The 18,261-nt window shown below is 71.2% G+C and carries 12 protein-coding genes and 3 tRNA genes; 12 read left to right on the top strand and 3 right to left on the bottom strand.

Annotation, left to right across the window (positions count from 1 at the left end; translation table 11 throughout):
* The first annotated feature begins 205 nt into the window (after positions 1 to 205).
* Entirely contained in the window at positions 206 to 1,723 is a 1,518-nt protein-coding gene (locus ACIBEI_RS26020) for a S1C family serine protease (protein ID WP_398892643.1), read from the top strand.
* 41 nt (positions 1,724 to 1,764) lie between these two features.
* A tRNA-Ser gene (locus tag ACIBEI_RS26015) sits at positions 1,765 to 1,851 on the top strand.
* A 180-nt stretch (positions 1,852 to 2,031) separates the two neighbouring features.
* Here the strand turns inward: ACIBEI_RS26015 and ACIBEI_RS26010 are convergent.
* Positions 2,032 to 2,901, bottom strand: coding sequence for a bifunctional DNA primase/polymerase (locus tag ACIBEI_RS26010; RefSeq protein ID WP_398892642.1), 870 nt, complete (start codon positions 2,899 to 2,901; stop codon positions 2,032 to 2,034).
* A 382-nt stretch (positions 2,902 to 3,283) separates the two neighbouring features.
* Between ACIBEI_RS26010 and ACIBEI_RS26005 the strand changes: the two genes are divergently transcribed.
* The 8 genes from ACIBEI_RS26005 to ACIBEI_RS25970 all read left to right on the top strand — a co-directional run bounded on the left by ACIBEI_RS26005 (position 3,284) and on the right by ACIBEI_RS25970 (position 11,844).
* Positions 3,284 to 3,595 carry a hypothetical protein gene (locus ACIBEI_RS26005; protein WP_055613949.1) on the top strand — a complete coding sequence of 104 codons (312 nt, stop codon included), beginning with the start codon at positions 3,284 to 3,286 and terminating at the stop codon, positions 3,593 to 3,595.
* A 240-nt stretch (positions 3,596 to 3,835) separates the two neighbouring features.
* Positions 3,836 to 5,209 (top strand): acyl-CoA dehydrogenase family protein, encoded by a 1,374-nt coding sequence (locus tag ACIBEI_RS26000; RefSeq protein WP_398892641.1) that lies wholly within the window; start codon positions 3,836 to 3,838, stop codon positions 5,207 to 5,209.
* 38 nt (positions 5,210 to 5,247) lie between these two features.
* Positions 5,248 to 6,279, top strand: a complete 1,032-nt coding sequence (locus ACIBEI_RS25995) for a bifunctional MaoC family dehydratase N-terminal/OB-fold nucleic acid binding domain-containing protein (protein WP_398892705.1) — start codon at positions 5,248 to 5,250, stop codon at positions 6,277 to 6,279.
* A gap of 1 nt (position 6,280) precedes the next feature.
* Positions 6,281 to 7,384, top strand: a complete 1,104-nt coding sequence (locus tag ACIBEI_RS25990) for an acyl-CoA dehydrogenase family protein (RefSeq protein ID WP_398892640.1) — start codon at positions 6,281 to 6,283, stop codon at positions 7,382 to 7,384.
* A 17-nt stretch (positions 7,385 to 7,401) separates the two neighbouring features.
* A complete protein-coding gene (locus ACIBEI_RS25985; RefSeq protein ID WP_398892704.1) occupies positions 7,402 to 7,899 on the top strand; it encodes a MaoC family dehydratase in 498 nt (165 codons plus the stop codon).
* A complete protein-coding gene (locus ACIBEI_RS25980) occupies positions 7,896 to 9,068 on the top strand; it encodes a lipid-transfer protein (RefSeq protein ID WP_398892639.1) in 1,173 nt (390 codons plus the stop codon). Before ACIBEI_RS25985 ends, ACIBEI_RS25980 begins: the two co-directional genes overlap by 4 nt.
* Positions 9,069 to 9,488: 420 nt before the next feature.
* Entirely contained in the window at positions 9,489 to 10,034 is a 546-nt protein-coding gene (locus ACIBEI_RS25975) for a SigE family RNA polymerase sigma factor (protein WP_143643394.1), read from the top strand.
* Between the two features lie 166 nt (positions 10,035 to 10,200).
* On the top strand, positions 10,201 to 11,844 hold the full coding sequence (locus ACIBEI_RS25970) for a long-chain fatty acid--CoA ligase (RefSeq protein WP_398892703.1): 1,644 nt from the start codon (positions 10,201 to 10,203) through the stop codon (positions 11,842 to 11,844).
* A gap of 177 nt (positions 11,845 to 12,021) precedes the next feature.
* Here the strand turns inward: ACIBEI_RS25970 and ACIBEI_RS25965 are convergent, their stop codons facing one another.
* Together ACIBEI_RS25965 and ACIBEI_RS25960 are read right to left on the bottom strand one after the other, a co-directional pair.
* Entirely contained in the window at positions 12,022 to 16,710 is a 4,689-nt protein-coding gene (locus tag ACIBEI_RS25965) for a PAS domain-containing protein (protein ID WP_398892638.1), read from the bottom strand.
* 346 nt (positions 16,711 to 17,056) lie between these two features.
* Positions 17,057 to 17,515: an SSI family serine proteinase inhibitor gene (locus ACIBEI_RS25960; protein WP_398892637.1), complete on the bottom strand. Its 459-nt coding sequence runs from the start codon at positions 17,513 to 17,515 to the stop codon at positions 17,057 to 17,059.
* A gap of 306 nt (positions 17,516 to 17,821) precedes the next feature.
* On the opposite strand from ACIBEI_RS25960, the gene ACIBEI_RS25955 reads away from it, so the two are divergent.
* Both ACIBEI_RS25955 and ACIBEI_RS25950 read left to right on the top strand, forming a co-directional pair.
* Positions 17,822 to 17,912: transfer RNA gene (locus ACIBEI_RS25955), tRNA-Ser, on the top strand.
* 231 nt (positions 17,913 to 18,143) lie between these two features.
* A tRNA-Arg gene (locus tag ACIBEI_RS25950) sits at positions 18,144 to 18,216 on the top strand.
* Positions 18,217 to 18,261 lie beyond the last annotated feature (45 nt).

The raw sequence follows: 18,261 nt of genomic DNA, 5'->3' as shown, positions 1-18,261 counted from the left end.
GTCCGATATAAATGAAGATCCCGGAGTCACAGGCACCGCTTATGGTGCCCTGACGGCCCATGGGAAAAGCTGACGGCATACAAAAGCACATGCACAGCCGAATCGCGCTCGTTCCTGAACACACACGGGTGGAGTTATGAGCACACGTGAGTGATCGTGACCGAGCGCGACCTGACTGAACAGCCGTGGATCGAGAGGAAGAGCTGTGAGCACCGAGAACGAGGGCACTGCGGTACCCCCGGCCCCGTCTGCACCTCCCGTGCCGGTGGACACTCCTGCTGCTTCCGTGCCGCCGGAGCAGGGGGTGTCGCCGGGACCGGATCCCGTGGACCCCCATCGGGGCACGGCTCCGTCCCAGGGACCGGCCTACCCGCATGAGTCGGGCGTTCCTCAAGAAGGCGCGCCGACGGCCACGTTGCCCCCGGTTCCCTCCGGGGCGCCCGAGGGCGCGGGCCCGGCACCGGAGGCGGGCGCCTGGCCGCCTCCGCCGCCGGCCACGCCGTCGTACGCGAACGGGGGCGAGGGCGGGTACGCGAGCGGGGGCGAGGGCGGCTCGGGCGACGTCTGGGGCTCCTCGTACCAACAGCCGGCGCCCAAGCCCAAGTCCGGCGGGCGCGGCGGCCTGGTCGCCGCGATCCTGGTGGCCGCGCTGGTCGCGGGCGGTGTGGGCGGTGGCATCGGCTACTGGGCGGCGGACCGGAACGACGACTCCACGGGCTCCACGACGGTCGCCGCCTCACAGAGCGGCGGCGACCTCAAGCGTGACCCGGGCACGGTCGCGACCGTGGCCGCCACGGCGCTGCCGAGCACGGTCACCATCGAGGCCGAGGGGAGCAACGGCGAGGGCGGCACGGGCACCGGCTTCGTCTTCGACACCCAGGGCCACATCCTCACCAACAACCACGTGGTGGCCGAGGCGGTCGACAGCGGCAAGCTCTCGGCGACCTTCTCGAACGGCAAGAAGTACGACGCCGAGGTGGTCGGCCACGCCCAGGGCTACGACGTCGCGGTCATCAAGCTCAAGAACGCACCGAGCGACCTCAAGCCGCTGCGCCTCGGCAACTCCGACGAGATCGCCGTCGGCGACTCGACGATCGCGATCGGCGCGCCCTTCGGCCTGTCGAACACGGTGACCACGGGCATCATCAGCGCCAAGAACCGCCCGGTGGCCTCCAGCGACGGCAGCGCCCAGAGCAAGGCCTCGTACATGAGCGCCCTGCAGACCGACGCCTCGATCAACCCGGGCAACTCCGGCGGCCCGCTGCTGGACGCGAACGGCTCGGTCATCGGCATCAACTCCGCCATCCAGTCCTCCAGCGGCGGCCTGGGCGGCACGAGCCAGTCCGGTTCCATCGGCCTGGGTTTCGCGATCCCGATCAACCAGGCGAAGACCGTCGCCCAGCAGCTGATCAAGACCGGCAAGCCCGTCTACCCGGTGATCGGCGCCTCGGTCTCCCTGGAGGAGGGCACGGGCGCGAAGATCACCGAGCAGGGCGCCAGCGGCACGGACGCGGTCACGCCGAACGGCCCCGCCGCCAAGGCCGGCCTCAAGCCCGGCGACGTCATCACCAAGCTCGACGACCGGGTGATCGACAGCGGCCCCACCCTCATCGGCGAGATCTGGACCCACAAGCCCGGCGACACCGTCAAACTCACCTACACCCGCGACGGCAAGCAGCAGACGGTCGAAGTCACACTGGGCCAGCGCGAGGGCGACAGCTGACCCGTTAGTCTTGTCCCCGCGCCGATCTCTCAGCGGCGCGGGGTGGGTTGCCCGAGCGGCCTAAGGGAACGGTCTTGAAAACCGTCGTCGCAGCGATGTGACCGTGGGTTCAAATCCCACACCCACCGCAGTGCGGGAAGCAGGGGCGTCCGGAACCGAGAGGTTCCGGGCGCCCCTGTTGTTCTTGGTGGTGCGCAGGCGTTGTGGTGCGCAGGTGTTTTCGGGGTGCACGCGCGCGTGAGTGGTTGGTTTTCGGCTTGGCCAGGTTTTCTGGGCTCCTAGGGGGGCCGTTTTCGGTTGTGGCGGGGCTAAGGGCGGTGCCTCGTCATGCGGGAGGCCGAGGTGATGGTCGAGCGGGCCTCGCGTTCGGTGAGGCCGGTACGGATGGCGGCGTCGACCAGGGCTTCGGTGAGGTCGGGGCCGAGGCCGTTCTCGTAGGCGCGGCAGGCGGCCCAGAAGAGGCGGGTGTTGCGCTGGCCCTCATGGGCGGCGAGGATGAACTGGACGAGGCCCTGGCCATGTTGGCCCGCCGAGGCGGGGGTCGCGTGGCGGCCGGTGCGGGGCGGGGGCAGGAGGAGCTGCAGCAGGGACGGCGGGCAGGCGGCGGGTGCCAGGTCGGCGGTTCCCGGGGCCGTGCTGTAGGCGCCGTGTTCGGTCCGTGAGCCGGGGCCGACGAGGTAGCCGCCCGCGCCGCGGATGTCGATTCCGGGGGCCAGGCGGCCCGCAGAGTTGGGGACGACGACGTCGGGCGGGCCGCTCAGCCACACGTGGCGGCCGCCGCTGGGCGTCAGCACGACGACCGTCTCCGGGATCGTGAACAGGTGGCGCAGGGCCAGTTCCCGGAGCGCCGCGGACGAGTCCGTACCCGATTTGGTGTCGAGGTCGATGCCGATCAGGTGATGGGGGTCCAGCCCGCAGGCAATGCCGTAGCCGGTGGCCCAGGGGGCGGCGGCGAAGAGCTCTCGGATGCGCAGCGGGTCGATCGAGGCGTCGTACACACCGTGCCCGAAGCGGCCGCACTCGCCGTGGCAGAGCGGGGCCGTCGGATCGTCGCGGTGTGGGGAGCGCAGTGCCGGAAGTTTGGTTCGGGACAGCGGGATGACGGCCAGTCCGCGTTCGGCGGCTGACAGGGCGTGTGCGAGGGCCAGCGTCGTGGCCTGCCGGTCGATGGTGGCCATGACTCCATGTTCGTACGAGTGTTCGAAAAAAGGAAGAGGTGCTCCGGGTTGGGTGGAGGAAGGCGGGGTGGGGCAGGGGTGGAAACCGGCCCCGCGGGATTGGCTGAAAACGTGCCGGAACGCTTCCTCCCTTGCGGCGTATGGGATTGAGTCGCCCGCACCGCCCTGATCTGCGGTTTTGGTTGCGCGAAGAGGGTTTATCGACATGTCCTCACGCTTGCGAGCGAATAGTGCCTTCCGGGGTGGTTCGCCGGGGATTCGGTGGGCAATTCTGGTCTCGCGACGTTGTGACAGACGCCGAGGCGGTCGGCCAACTGCCTTGGAACAAGCCGTACTCAGCCGGTCCTGGCCGGTGCGAACTTCCGCTTCTGGAGGAATAGACATGGCAAGCATCCGTACCGCCCGCCTTCTCGCCGCAGCGGCAGCCCTGCCGCTCGCCGCCGCCCTCTTCACAGGCGTTGCGGCGGCCGACAACGGCGCCTTCGCGGACAACGGATCGAACGCGGCCGTGGCGAACGTCGTCGGCAGTGGCGTCGGTGGCGACAACTACGGGACGTCGTCCACGACGCAGCAGCAGGCCGTCGGCTCCGGTGCCTCGAACCAGAGCAACACGGCCCAGGTGAACGGTTCCGCGTTCACGGCCATCGACCAGTCGAACGAGAACACCGCCGTCAACTTCACCGAGCTCTGGTGAGCCGGCGGCTGTCGGGGACTGGAGACCCCCGGCGGTCGTACGCCTCCTCAGTGGGGTGCTTTGTGGGGTGGTAACACGTCTGCGCGGCGGCACTTGGGTGCCGCCGCGCAGACGTTTCCGCATGGGTGGCCGGGAGGGCGATCGTGACCTGGCGGTCGAGGTCCGTGACCTTGACAGTCACACCCATCTGACGGACAGTCAGAAACCCTTGTTCGTACGAGGTCCGGGAGGGCCGTCGTCGTGCATCTCGCCCCCACCGAGCGCCAGCGACGACTGCGCGCCGAACTCCGTACGTACTTCCGGGACCTGATGCCGGACGGACCGCCGCCGCCCGCGGATGCGGATGCGGATGCGGCCTCGGCTTCGGCTTCGGCTTCGGCTTCGGTCTCGGGTGGGCCAGGGGCCTCGGAACGGCAGCGGGCGTTGTTGCGCCGGATCGGTGCCGACGGGTGGCTGGGGCTCGGCTGGCCCGTCGCGTACGGGGGCCAGGGGCGCGGCGCCGACGAGCAGTTCGTCTTCTTCGACGAGGCCTACCGGGCGGGCGCTCCGGTCTCCATGGTCACGCTCAACACGGTCGGGCCGACGCTCATGAAGTACGGGACCGAGGAACAGAAGGAGTACTTCCTGCCGCGGATCCTGCGCGGGGAACTCGTGTTCGCGATCGGCTACAGCGAGCCGTCCGCGGGGACGGACCTGGCGTCGCTGCGGACCCGGGCCGTGCGGGTGGGCGGCGACGGACGCGAGGAAAGCGAGCAGGGCCCTGGGGGCGCCGGGAGTTCTGGAAGTGCCGGGAGTATCGGGAGTGCCGGGAGTTCTGGAAGCGCTGGGAGTGCCAGGCGTGTCGGGAGTGCGGCGAGTGTGGGCAACGGCGGCGGTGAGTGGCTTGTCGACGGGCAGAAGGTGTTCACCTCCAACGCCCAGCAGGCCGACTGGATCTGGCTCGCCTGCCGTACGGACCCCGACGCGCCGAAGCACAAGGGGATCTCGATCCTGCTCGTGCCCACCGACGCCCCCGGGTTCTCGTGGACGCCGATCGCGACGGTGGGCGGGCTGACCACGACAGCCACGTACTACGACGGCATCCGGGTCCCGGCGGCCAACCTCGTCGGTGAGGAGAACGGCGGCTGGGGGCTCATCACCAACCAGCTCAACCACGAACGGGTCGCGCTCGCGGCGATCGGCATGCAGGCCGAGGACTTCTACGCGGCCGTGCTGGCCGCCGCCCGTACCCCCGATCCGGTGACTGGGCGGCGCAGGGTTGACGAGCCGTGGGTGCGGTCGAGGCTGGCCGAAGTGCATGCCCGGCTGGCGGCAACACGCCTGCTCAACTGGCGTTTGGTGGGTGATGTGGGGGCCGGCCGGCTGGCACCCGGCGATGCGAGCGGCGTGAAAGTCGTGGGAACCGAATCGGCGGTCGCGGTGTACCGAATGTGTCAGGAAATCGTCGGATCGGATGCGCTGGTCCGTTCCGGATCGCCGGGTGTGTTCGGGGACGGCGAGCTGGAGCGGATGAACAGGGCGGCACAGATCAACACGTTCGGGGGCGGGGTGAGCGAGGTGCAGCGGGAGATCGTGGCGACGATGCGGCTCGGGATGACCAGGGGGCGTCGGTGAGCGAGCGGGAGGTTCCGGGCGGAGAGGGGGCGGCGGCCTTGGGCGAGGGCGGCGGGTACGAGGACGTGTTCGTGCGGGCGAAGGTGTACGAGGGCCGGGCCGCCGCGGTCGGCGGTGTGGGCAAGGACCTGGTCAACGAGCCGATGATCCGGCACTGGTGCGAGGCGATGGGAGACACGAATCCGGCGTACGCGGGTGCGGACGCCACAGCGCCGCCCACCATGCTCCAGGCGTGGACGATGGGAGGCCTCTCCGGGCACGCGGGGCGCTCCGAGGCGTACGACGAGCTGCTCGGGCTGCTCGACGACGCCGGGTACACCTCGGTGGTCGCCACCGACTGCGAGCAGGAGTATCTGCGGCCGCTGAGGCCCGGGGACGCGATCACCTTCGACGCGGTGATCGAGTCGGTGTCCGAGCGCAAGACGACCAAGCTGGGCACGGGGTACTTCGTCACGACGCGGATGGATGTCCGGGTGGCCGGCCGGCCTGTGGGAACACACCGGTTCCGGATCCTGAAGTACGTGCCTGCGGTTCGGAGAAGGAGCACTCCGAAGGAGGCGGGGCCCGCCGCTGTTTCGAAGACCGCGGTGGCCGCCGAGGTATCACGGCCTGAGCGGCCTGAGCGGCCTGAAGGGTCCGAAGGGTCCGAAGGGTCTGAACGGCCCGAGCGGCCCCGCCCCGTAGTCAATCGCGACAACGCCGGCTTCTGGGAGGGCGTGTCCCGGCACCGGCTGCTCATACAGCGCTGCGACGGATGCGGGACGCTGCGATTCCCCTGGCTGCCGGGGTGCAACGCGTGCGGTTGCCCGGACTGGGACACGGTCGAGGCGGGCGGTGACGGGACCGTCTACTCGTACGTGGTGATGCACCACCCGCCCTTCCCGGCCTTCGATCCGCCGTACGCGGTGGGACTGATCGAACTCGCGGAGGGCGTGCGGATGATCAGCAACGTGGTGGGGGTGCCGCACGACCGGGTGCGGATCGGGATGCCGGTCCGGCTGGAGTTCGAGCAGGTGGACGAGGAGTTGGAGCTGCCGGTCTTCCGGGCCGTCGAGAGGAGCGGGGGCTGACATGGACTTCACGCCCACGGAGGAGCAGGCGGCGGCCCGCGATCTGGCCGCGCGGATCTTCGGCGACCTGTCCACGCACGAGCGGCTGACAGCCGTCGGCACCGGAAGCGACGCCGAGCTGTGGAAGGCGTTGTGCGAGGCCGGGCTGCCGGCCGCCGTCGAGGACACAGGGCTTCTCGGGCTGGTGCTGCTCCTGGAGGAACAGGGGCGGACCACGGCCCAGGTGCCGTTCGCGGCGACCTGTGTGTACGGGCTGCTGGCGGTGTCGGCCCACGGTTCGGCGGAGCAGCGGGAGCGGCTGCTGCCCGCGATCGGGGACGGCACGGTGGTCGTGACCGGCGCCCTGCCCGAGGCTGCCGTACGGGTGGGCGGATTCGGGGAGTTGAGCGGTGTGGTCCCCGTGGTGCCCTGGCTCCGCGACGCCACGCATGTCCTCGTCGCCGACGACGAGCACAGCCTGTGGCTCGTACGGACCGTCGACGCGCGCTGCGAGCCCGTCGAGCTGACGGCGCCCTGGTCGGCGGGACGGCTGACGCTGGACGGGACACCGGGCGAGCCGCTGGGCGAGCGCGAGCGGCTGGCCGAGAGACTGGCCGAGCGGCTGGCCGAGCGACTGGGCGGTTCCGACGCGGGTGTGCCGGGCCAGGAGGCGTACGACGACGTACTGGCCACCGCGCGTACCGCCTTCGCGGGGCTGCAGGCCGGGGTGTGCGCGGGTTCGGTGGCCCGGGCGGTCGACCACACCAACACCCGCGAGCAGTTCGGGAGACCGCTCTCGACCAAGCAGGCGGTCCAACTCCGGGCGGCCGACGCGTACATGGACACCGAGGCGATACGGGTCACGGCCTACGAAGCGGCCTGGCGGCGGGACGAGGGGCTGGACTACGCCGCGCACGCGCTGACCGCCGCCTGGTGGGCGTCGGAGGCGGGGCAGCGCGTGGTGCACGCGGGACAGCATCTGCACGGCGGTACGGGGGCCGACCTCGACCATCCCGTGCACCGGCACTTTCTGTGGGGGCGGCAGCTGGACGCGTATCTGGGGTGCGGGAGCGAAGTGCTCCAGGAGCTAGGGGCGTTGATCGTGGATGGAGAGGGGGACGCGTGAACACCGAGGTCGGGCCTGTGCGGGTCGGGGACACCCTGCCGCCACTGGAGATCGAGATCACCCGCACGCTCATCGTCGCCGGGGCGATCGCGTCGCGGGACTACCAGGACGTGCACCATGACGCGGAGCTGGCCCGGCAGAAGGGCTCGCCGGACATCTTCATGAACATCCTGACGACCAACGGGCTGGTCGGGCGCTACATCACGGACAGGTTCGGACCACGGTCCGTGCTGCGGAGGGTCGCGATCAGGCTGGGTGCGCCCAACTACCCGGGGGACACGATGGTGTTGACCGGCACGGTGGAGGCGGTCGAGGGCGATACGGCGACGGTCAAGGTGGTGGGGGCCAACGGGATCGGCAGACATGTCACCGGGACGGTCACGGTCACTGTCCCCGGAGCCGATGGAGCCGATGGAGCCGATGGAGCCGATGGAGCGGAAGGAGCCGAAGGCGCTGAGGGCATTGCGGGATCCGAGGGCGCCGCGGTCCACGAGGCGGCGGGGAGTCGGCCATGAGCGTACGGACGAGGGACGCGCTCGGTGGGCGGGCGGCGATCGTCGGGATCGGGGCCACCGAGTTCTCGAAGTACTCGGGGCGCAGCGAACTGCGGCTGGCCGTCGAGGCGGTGCGGGCCGCGCTCGACGACGCGGGGCTCACACCGGCCGACGTGGACGGGATGGTGACGTTCACGATGGACACCAGCCCGGAGATCACCGTCGCCCAGGCGGTCGGCATGGGCGAGCTGTCCTTCTTCTCGCGGATCCACTACGGGGGAGGCGCGGCCTGCGCGACCGTCCAGCAGGCTGCTCTCGCAGTGGCCATGGGCGTGGCCGAGGTGGTGGTCTGCTACCGGGCGTTCAACGAGCGGTCGGGGCGGAGATTCGGTTCCGGGGTGCAGCGGCGTGAGCCGTCGGCCGAGGGCGCCGCGCTCGGCTGGTCGCTGCCGTTCGGCCTGCTCACGCCCGCGTCCTGGGTGGCGATGGCGGCCCAGCGCTATCTGCACACGTACGGACTGACGCCCGAGGCGTTCGGGCAGGTCGCGGTCGTCGACCGGAAGTACGCGGCGACCAACCCAGCGGCGTACTTCCACGGCAAACCGATCACCCTCGCCGACCATGCCGCCTCGCGGTGGATCGTCGAGCCGTTGCGGCTGCTGGACTGCTGTCAGGAGACCGACGGCGGCCAGGCCCTGGTCGTCACCTCGGTGGAGCGGGCGCGCGACCTGCCACATCCGCCCGCCGTGATCACCGCGGCCGCCCAGGGCGCGGGGCGCGCGCAGGAGCAGATGACCAGCTTCTACCGGGACGACCTGACGGGACTGCCGGAGATGGGTGTGGTGGCGCGGCAGCTGTGGCGCACGTCCGGGCTGACGCCCGCCGGAATAGACGTGGGGATCCTGTACGACCACTTCACACCGTTCGTGCTGACGCAGCTGGAGGAGTTCGGGTTCTGCAAGCCGGGCGAGGCCGCGGACTTCGTCGCCGAGGAGCGGTTGCCGTTGAACACGCACGGAGGGCAGCTCGGGGAGGCCTATCTGCACGGGATGAACGGCGTGGCGGAAGGCGTACGACAGCTCCGGGGCACGTCCGTGAACCAGATACCCGGGGCCGGCCGGGTGCTGGTGACGGCGGGTACGGGCGTCCCCACATCGGGGTTGATCCTGGGCTCGGACGATCGGGGCTGATGCCGGAGGCGGGGCTGATGACCGCGGTGCGGGTCGGCGCCGGGCGGAGTGCCTGCCCAGGGCCGGGCGGAGTGGCCTGCGCAGGGCCGGGCGGAGTGGCCTGTCCAGCATGGGTGGGGTGCATGTCCAGGTCCGGCGCCGGAGCGGGACCGTCGTTCTTCGCTGGCTTTTCGCGCTCTGCGAGCGCCCCGGCGTACCCTCCGGGAGTGCTCATGGAGTGTGGCCGTACTACTCCCGCATCATTCCCGGGTCCGGGCTACTGCCAGGGGAGCCGTCCTCAGGGGTGAACCCTCAGGGGGCCGGGGCCCGGCGTCCACCTTCAGGAGGTGTGGCCAGCCCCCCTCCTACAACCTGAGGCGGACACGGCTTCGGGACCTGCGGCCGATCCGCTGGAGTAGGGGGCGCTCCTAGCGTGGAGCCATGACCACAACCGTCTGCACCAGCGCTTCGAATGCGGCGACGCGGACCCTTGCGTACCCGTCGTTCTCGTCGTACGTCAAGGCCCGCCAACCAGTGCTGCTGCGTACCGCTCGCTCGCTGACCGCGAACCCGAGCGACGCGGAGGACCTGCTGCAGACCGCACTCACGAAGACGTATGTCGCATGGGAGCGGATCGAGGACCACCGGGCCCTCGACGGCTATGTACGGCGCGCGTTGCTGAACACGCGGACGTCGCAGTGGCGGAAGCGGAAGGTCGACGAGTTCGCGTGCGACGAGCTGCCGGAGCCGGAGGCTCCGCCGGCCGGGGACCCGGCGGAACAGCAGGCGCTGCACGACGCGATGTGGCGCGCGATCATGAAGTTGCCCGCGCGGCAGCGGGCGATGGTCGTCCTGCGGTACTACGAGGACCTGAGCGAGGCGCAGACGGCGGACGTGCTGGGAGTGTCGATCGGTACGGTCAAGTCGGCCGTGTCGCGTGCGCTGGGCAAGCTTCGTGAGGACCCCGAGCTGGGTCCCGTGCGCTGATCAGAGCGGGGCAAGCACACTGCTCACGCCGGGGCAAGGAATCCCGTCGTGACGTGATCGATCATCCCGGAGTAGTGACATACCGCGCGGTATGTGAGCAGAATCAGCCCAACCCTTACTACCGCGTAGGCAATGTCGCCCCCGGGAGGACGCCGTGCTGAGCACGATGCAGGACGTACCGCTGCTGATCTCGAGGATCCTGACCCACGGGTCGACGATCCACGGTTCGTCTCAGGTGATCACCTGGACCGGTGAGGGGGAGCCGCAGAGGCGCTCGTTCGCCGAGATCGGGGGCCGGGCGGCACGGCTGGCGCACGCGCTGCGTGACGACCTCGGAGTCCGGGACGACGACCGGGTCGCGACGCTGATGTGGAACAACGCCGAGCACGTCGAGGCGTACTACGCGATCCCCGCCATGGGCGCGATCCTCCACACGCTCAACCTCCGGCTGCCTCCCGAGCAGCTCGTCTGGATCGTCAACCACGCCGCCGACCGCGTGGTCGTCGCCAACGGTTCGCTGCTCCCGCTCCTCGCGCCGCTGCTGCCCCACCTCAAGACCATCGAGCACGTGGTGGTCTCCGGCCCCGGTGACCGTTCGCTGCTGGACGGGGCGTCGGTCCAGGTGCACGAGTACGAGGACCTGATCGCCGACAAGCCGGAGAGCTACGACTGGCCGGAGCTGGACGAGCGCCAGGCCGCGGCCATGTGCTACACGTCCGGCACGACCGGCGACCCCAAGGGCGTCATCTACTCCCACCGGTCGATCTACCTGCACTCGATGCAGGTCAACATGGCGCAGTCCATGGGCCTCACCGACGCGGACACCTCCCTCGTCGTCGTCCCGCAGTTCCATGTGAACGCCTGGGGCCTGCCGCACGCGATGTTCATGACCGGCGTGAACGTGCTGATGCCGGACCGCTTCCTCCAGCCAGCCCCGCTCGCCGAGATGATCGAGAGCCAGCGCCCGACGCATGCGGCCGCCGTTCCGACCATCTGGCAGGGCCTGCTCGCGGAGCTCAAGGGCAAGCCCCGTGACGTGAGTTCGCTGACTCAGGTCACCATCGGCGGATCCGCCTGTCCCCCTGCCCTCATGAAGGCCTTCGACGAGCTGGGCATGCGCGTCTGTCACGCCTGGGGCATGACGGAGACCTCCCCGCTCGGCACGATCGCGCGGCCTCCGGCCCAGGTGGTGGGCACGGACGAGGAGTTCGCGTACCGCCTCACGCAGGGCCGTTTCCCGGCGAGTGTCGAGGCCCGGCTGACCGGCCCGGGCGGCGAGCGGCTGCCGTGGGACGGCGAGTCGGCGGGTGAGCTGGAGGTGCGCGGCCCGTGGATCGCGGGCGCGTACTACGGCGGACAGGGCGCCGAAGTCCTGCGCCCCGCCGACAAGTTCAGCGAGGACGGCTGGCTCAAGACCGGCGATGTCGGCACGATCAGCCCCGACGGCTTCCTGACCCTCACCGACCGCGCCAAGGACGTCATCAAGTCCGGCGGAGAGTGGATCTCCTCGGTGGACCTGGAGAACGCGCTCATGGCCCACCCCGACGTCGCCGAGGCCGCGGTCGTCGCCGTCCCGGACGACAAGTGGGGTGAACGTCCGCTCGCCACCGTCGTGTTGAAGGAAGGCGCCGGCGCCGACTTCGAGTCCCTGCGGTCCTTCCTCGCCGACGAGGGCAAGATCGCCAAGTGGCAGCTTCCCGAGCGCTGGACGATCATCGAGTCGGTACCGAAGACGAGCGTGGGCAAGTTCGACAAGAAGGTGCTGCGCAGGCAGTACGCGGCGGGTGAACTGGACGTCACCCAGATCTGACGGTCGCGGAAGGCGACGACAGCCTTCCGATCGACTTCTGATCGCATTTAGGTCGATGTATGAGTTGGGGCGTTGTTTCACGTGAAACAACGCCCCAACTCACATATGCGCACGTGTACTTCTACGGACCTGGCAGAACTGCCGGTTCCACCCGTGTGCTGTTGGCGCGAAGGGTGCTCAGTTCGTACCGATGCGTGCCAGCAGGTCCACAATCCGGCCCTGCACCTCGGTGCTCGTCGATCGCTCCGCGAGGAACAGCACCGTCTCCCCCGCCGCGAGGCGCGGCAGTTCGGTCGGGTCGACGGCGGCGGTGTAGACGACGAGCGGGGTGCGGTTGAGCTGGCCGTTCGCCCGCAGCCAGTCGACGATTCCGGCACGTCGGCGGCGTACCTGCATCAGGTCCATCACGACCAGGTTCGGCCGCATCTGCGAGGCCAGCGTGACGGCGTCCTCGTCCGAGGAAGCTCGCGCGACCTGCATCCCGCGCCGCTCCAGCGTCGAGGTCAGCGCCAGTGCGATCTCCGCGTGCTCCTCGATGAGCAGGACGCGCGGCGGGTGCTGTTCGCTGTCGCGCGGGGCGAGGGCCTTGAGGAGTACGGCCGGGTCCGCGCCGTACGCCGCCTCGCGCGTCGCCTGTCCGAGGCCCGCCGTCACCAGGACCGGGACCTCGGCCGCGACGGCGGCCTGACGCAGCGACTGGAGTGCCGTGCGGGTGATCGGGCCGGTGAGCGGGTCCACGAAGAGAGCGGCCGGGAAGGCGGCGATCTGCGCGTCGACCTCCTCGCGCGAGTGCACGATGACGGGCCGGTAGCCGCGGTCGCTCAGCGCCTGCTGGGTGGTGATGTCCGGCGCGGGCCAGACCAGCAGCCGACGCGGGTTGTCGAGCGGCTCCGGGGGCAGCTCGTCGTCCATCGGCTGCGGATGGGGCTGGTTCGCGACCTCGACCGCACCGCCGGGGCCGTCGAGCGGCTCGGGTCCCTCGTCGGCGTTCTCGTCGGGGGCCCCTATGGCGTACGAACGGCCGGTGCCCTCGGTGGTGTTGGCCATCCGGGACTGGGGGCCGCCGCCCTGCGGGTGCGGCCGGGCCGCCGTGTCCGTCTGCTCGGCGACGTCGGCGACGGCCTCGGGGCGGGTGCCGAGCTTGCGGCGCCGCCCGGAGCCGTTGGTCGCGTGCGGGGGAGGCGTGGGCGCCTGGGGCTGAGGAGCGGCCTGAGCCTGCGCCTGGGCCTGGACCGGGGCTTGAGCCTGCGCCTGGGCCTGCTGAGGGAGCGGCTGGGGCGTAGTCGGCGACGCGGGCCGGCTCTGCCGGGGCTGCTGCGCGTCCGTCATACGGCGGCCGAACGGGACGCCCTGGCCGAGCGTGCGAACGCTGAACGCGCGCCCCTGTGTCGAGTTGGGGTCGACGGGAGGCGCAGGCGCCGCGGCCTCGGCAGGGAGCGGCTGGGCGGCACGGGGCTGCTCCGGGACGGGCGCGGGCCCAGGCGCGGGCGCGGTCTCCGGGCCCGCCGGACCGTCGGCCGTACCCGGCCAGGGCTGGGCCGCCGCACCGGCCTCCTGCTGTACGGGGACCCCGGCGCCGGAGGTGTCGGCCGCACCGGGCCAGGGCTGCTGCGCCGAAGCGGCGTCCGCGGGCGTTTGGGGCTGCTGCTGGGCGTTCTGCGCGGGGGTCTGGGCGCCCTGGGCGGGCGCGGCGGACACCGGCACTCCGCCGGGGCCGACGGCTCCCGAGGGACCAGTCGCACCGGCCTGCGCGACCTGGCCGGGTACGGCCTGCGGCGGAAGGGCCTGTCCTGGGGCGCCCGGCTGGGGCATGCCCTGCGGAGGAACGGCCTGACCGGGAACAGGACCGGCCTGGGCAGGGGCGCCCTGACCGGGATTCCCCTGGGCGGGTACGGCGCCGGGCATGGGCTGCCCGGAAGCAGCCTGCGGTGCCATGCCCTCACCGGGTACGCCCTGTGCCTGAGGCAGCTGTCCGGGCAAGGGCATGGCCTGCCCGGGAACGCCCTGTACGGGGCCCAGTTGCGCGGGCATCCCCTGCCCAGGAGTCCCCTGCCCAGGAGTCCCCTGTCCAGCAACCGCCTGCCCAGGAACTCCCTGACCCGGAACCGCAACGGCCTGCCCGGGCGCGACAGGCGCACCCTGCACACCTGGAGCCTGGGGAGCACCCTGCGCCGGAGCCATCTGCCCGGCAACTCCCGGCGTCCCGGTGGCCGTGGCCGCATCGAGTTCGCCCGCCGCCTGCCGGGCCCGTCGACGCCCGCTGGGCGCCTGCAACGGATGGGGCTGCGGCGGCGTGTGATCGTCGGCCGCGTTGTGCGACGCCACGTCGTGGCGTCCGTCGTCGGCCTGGGCGGGAGCGTGCCCGAGCGCTGCCTGACTGAGAGCGGGCTGACCGACGGGCGCTTGGGCGAGGGCTGCCTGGCCGTGGGCTGCCTGGCCCTGGGCCTCGGCCTGCTGGGCGGCGTACTCGGGAGAGCGGTCCGCCTCGGCAGGCGGGAGCGCGAACACAGCGCGCGGCCCCGCTTCCTGCGCCGCGGCACGCTCGGCCGCGGCGGCCAGCGCACGCCGACGCCGTCCCGTCGGCTGAGGCGCGCCACCACTGGCGTCCGCGGCGGCACCCGCGTCCGGAGCGGGCGAAGGCGCCGCGGGCAGTGCGGCGGGCAGCGCCTGCTGCTGGCCGTCCCGTCGCGCTCGCCGTCCACCGGCGGGCACGGGCACACCCTGCGGAGGCACGGTCTCCCCGAGCCCCGTGGCAGCGGAACCGGCGGCGTGCTCGGCGGCGGTCACGACCGCGCCCTCGGAGACACCGCCGCCCTCGGCCGGACTGGGGCGCCCTCGCCGACGTCCGGTGCCACCGGAACTCTCGGCGCCGCCCTCGTCGGTTGAGGCCTGAGCGGGAAGCGCAAGCTGGGCCCCGCCCCCGCCCCCGCCGCTCCCGTCCCCGGCAGCGCGCCTGCGCCGTCCGGTGGGCACGGCCGTCTCCGTGGGGGGCCCGACCTCGCTCTCCAGGAAGGCGTCGACGGAAGCCCGTCGGGCCCGCCGTCGCCCACCGCCCTGCGGCGAGGCCTGCTCGGGCAGCGCGACCGCGGAACCGACGCCGCCACCGTTCGGAGCCGAGCCCGGATCCACACCCGCGTCCGCACCGGTACCGGCACTCACGGCCACGGCCGTACCGGCGCCCGCACCGGGAGCCGGAACCGCCCCGGCCCCGCCCCCGATCGGCACCTCGAGAACGAAGGCGCTGCCGCTCATCCCGGGAACCTCGTGCGTCTGCAGCACTCCGCCGTGCGCGCGCACGATCCCCCGCACGATCGGCTCGTGCACCGGGTCTCCCCCGGTGTACGGCCCGCGTACCTCGATCCGTACGACCTCGCCGCGCTGTGCGGCCGCCACGACGACCGTGTTGTCCATGTAGCCGCCGGCCGAGACTGGCGCGTTGCCCGTGGAGTCGACGCCAGCGACGTCCGCGACGAGATGCGCGAGCGCGGTCGCGAGCCGCTGCGGGTCGACCTCGGCCTCGATGGGCGGCGCGTGCACGGCGAACTGCACGCGTCCGGGCCCGATCAGCTCGACCGCCCCGTCGACACCGGCCGCGACGACCGCGTCCAGCATCACTTTCGTACGGGTGACCTCTTCGGTCCCGGAGTCGAGGCGCTGGTAGGCGAGCACGTTGTCGACGAGTGTGGTGATGCGCGAGTAGCCGGCCGAGAGGTGGTGCAGCACCTGGTTGGCCTCGGGCCACAACTGACCGGCGTCGTCCGCGGCGAGGACGGACAGCTCGGTCCGCAGCTGGTCCAGCGGCCCGCGCAGGGAACGCCCGAGCACGGCGAGCAGCTGCTCGTGCCGCGCGGACAGCGCCTCGTACCGGTCCTTCTCGCGCTCGGCGAGTGCCGCGTACCGGTCGTCGCCCGCGGCCAGCTCCTCCTCGTGCCGCTCGCTCAGCTCGGCGAGCTGCGTACCGTGCTCCTCCCGGAGCGCCGCCAGCTCCTTCGCGTGCTCCTCGGCGGCCCGTTCGAGCTCTTCCTGGTGCCGCTGGGCCTCGGCGTCCTTCTCCTCGGCGAGCGAGTCGTACGGCCGGCGGTCCGTGAAGGTCATCACAGCGCCGACGAGCTGGTCGCCGTCCCGTACGGGCGCGGTGGTCAGGTCGACCGGCACCTTGTCACCGCTCTTGGACCACAGGACCTGCCCGCGCACCCGGTGCTTGCGCCCGGAGCGCAGGGTGTCGGCGAGCGGCGACTCCTCGTACGGGAAGGGCTCGCCGTCGGCGCGCGAGTGCAGCATCAGCGGGTGCAGTTCCTGCCCGCCCAGGTCGCTGGCCCGGAAACCCAGTATCTGCGCGGCGGCCGGATTGACGAGAACGACCCGTCCCTCGGTGTCCGTCCCCACGACACCCTCGGCGGCGGCCCGCAGGATCATCTCCGTCTGCCGCTGCGAACGGGCGAGCTCCGCCTCGGTGTCGACGGTGCCGGAGAGATCGCGTACGACGAGCATCAGCAGCTCATCGCTGGTGTAGCCGTAACCGTCGTACGCCTGCTGGCCGTTCTCCAGGTTCGCGCTCGTGACCTCGACCGGGAACTCGCTGCCGTCGGTGCGGCGGGCGATCATCCGGGTGGGCCTGGTGCGGCCGCTCTCGTCGACGGTGTCGGGCCGCCGCATCGTGCCGGGGATGAGCCGAGAGTCGAACTGCGGCAGCAGATCGAGCAGTCCGCGACCGACGAGAGCCGTGCCCGGGGCCTCGAAGGCCTCCAGGGCGATGGTGTTGGCGTTGACGACCGTCCCATTGGCGTTGACCAGCACCAACGCATCGGGAAGCGCGTCGAGTATGGCTGCGAGGCGAGCAGCGCCTCGGGATGGCCTGCTGCTCACGAGACGCTTCCTCCCTGTTACCGCACCTTGCCGACCGCGGGTGCCATCTTGCCAACCGGTCCGCGACGTGTCACGCGAGGGAGTCTACGGGCAGTGGTTGCGCTCGCGACGCCGGATGAGAGGGAGGTCGCACGTAGAGGGGACGCAGAACGGACGCAGAAGACACGGAGAACCTGTGACCGTGCGTTTCGCCCCCTGGACCCATGAGCCCGCTGTGCGATTCCTGTCCACGCCGCTCCTCCACTCCGCCCTTCATGCTCCACGAACCGAGCTCACGAACCGGGCTCACGAACCGAGCTCCTGAGGACTCCCGAAGACGCCCGAAGGCTCCTGGAAGGGCGGATTCCTACGATCCGAACCCCGGAAGCACCGGCACGAGGGCGTCCCAGCGCGCGATCTCGCACCCGTCGGCCCGCGCGTACGTCGCGTCGACGGGCCGTCCGGCCCAGGTCCCCGTGACGTGCGCGGTGGCCGGACCGCCGTACTGCATCGTGCACATCCCGCCCGGCGCGGCCGGCGCGAACGGGTCCTTGCCCCAGGTGGTCCTCCGGTCCAACTGATCGCAGGCGGCCCGGGCGTCGGGGTGGCTGCCGCCCACCGGGTGACAGTCCAGTTCGAACGTCCCGTCCTTGCCGCCGCCCGCCTTGCTCACGGTCACGGTGAGCCGGTCACCGTCGTCCGCGTCGTTCACCGGCAGCGGCATGACGGGAAGCGACGCGGCGTACGCGGCCGGCGGCGCCGCGGACAGCCCGGCGAGGGACGCGGCGGCGGAGGTGGCGACGGTGAGGGCGAGGCGGCGCAGCATGGGGGCTCCAGGGGGTGAGGCGGACGGGCGGGGACCCGAGGGACGACATCCGCGTTGGCTCCGGTGTCTCGTCTGTCTCGTCTGTCTCGCCTGCCTCGTCTGTCTCGTGATCCGGCGTCGTCCGGTGTCGTCCGGGGGGGCGTGCGCCCCACTCCTCTAACGCCGTCCGTGCCGTGACGTTGCGCCGCGGGATGTGCTTTGCCCTCTGACCTTTCCGCCTAGTACCGTGGGGGGCGATTGGTGACAGCCCGCTCGGCTGTGTCATCATCTGCACGCACCATTCGCGCTCGCGCGGACGGTTGTGCTGGAGGCGTCGCCTAGTCCGGTCTATGGCGCCGCACTGCTAATGCGGTTTGGGACTTAAATCCCATCGAGGGTTCAAATCCCTCCGCCTCCGCCGAAGATCCCGAAAGCCCCGGTCGTCACTGGCCGGGGCTTCGGTCGTTCCTTGATCGTTTCGGGGCGTCCCGTGGGCCTCGTCGAGGGCCGCTTCAGGGTCGTTTGTGCAGGTCAGGCCAGGTCCGGCAAACGGATTTCGCCTCACGCCGCCAGTCATGTAATGTTGTTCCCGCAACGCCGACCGGGAAGAAAAGCCCGGAAGGAAGAGCCAACACAACAGAACACACAAGCACTCGTAGCTTAACGGATAGAGCATCTGACTACGGATCAGAAGGTTGCAGGTTCGAATCCTGCCGAGTGCACACAGGTAAGAGGCCCCGGAGAGATCCGGGGCCTCTTGCGTTTCA

Source organism: Streptomyces sp. NPDC050988, assembly GCF_044456225.1.
Classification (GTDB): Bacteria; Actinomycetota; Actinomycetes; order Streptomycetales; family Streptomycetaceae; genus Streptomyces.
The sequence above is the reverse complement of the archived record's forward strand: the minus strand, read 5'-3'. Positions and strand labels throughout refer to the sequence as shown.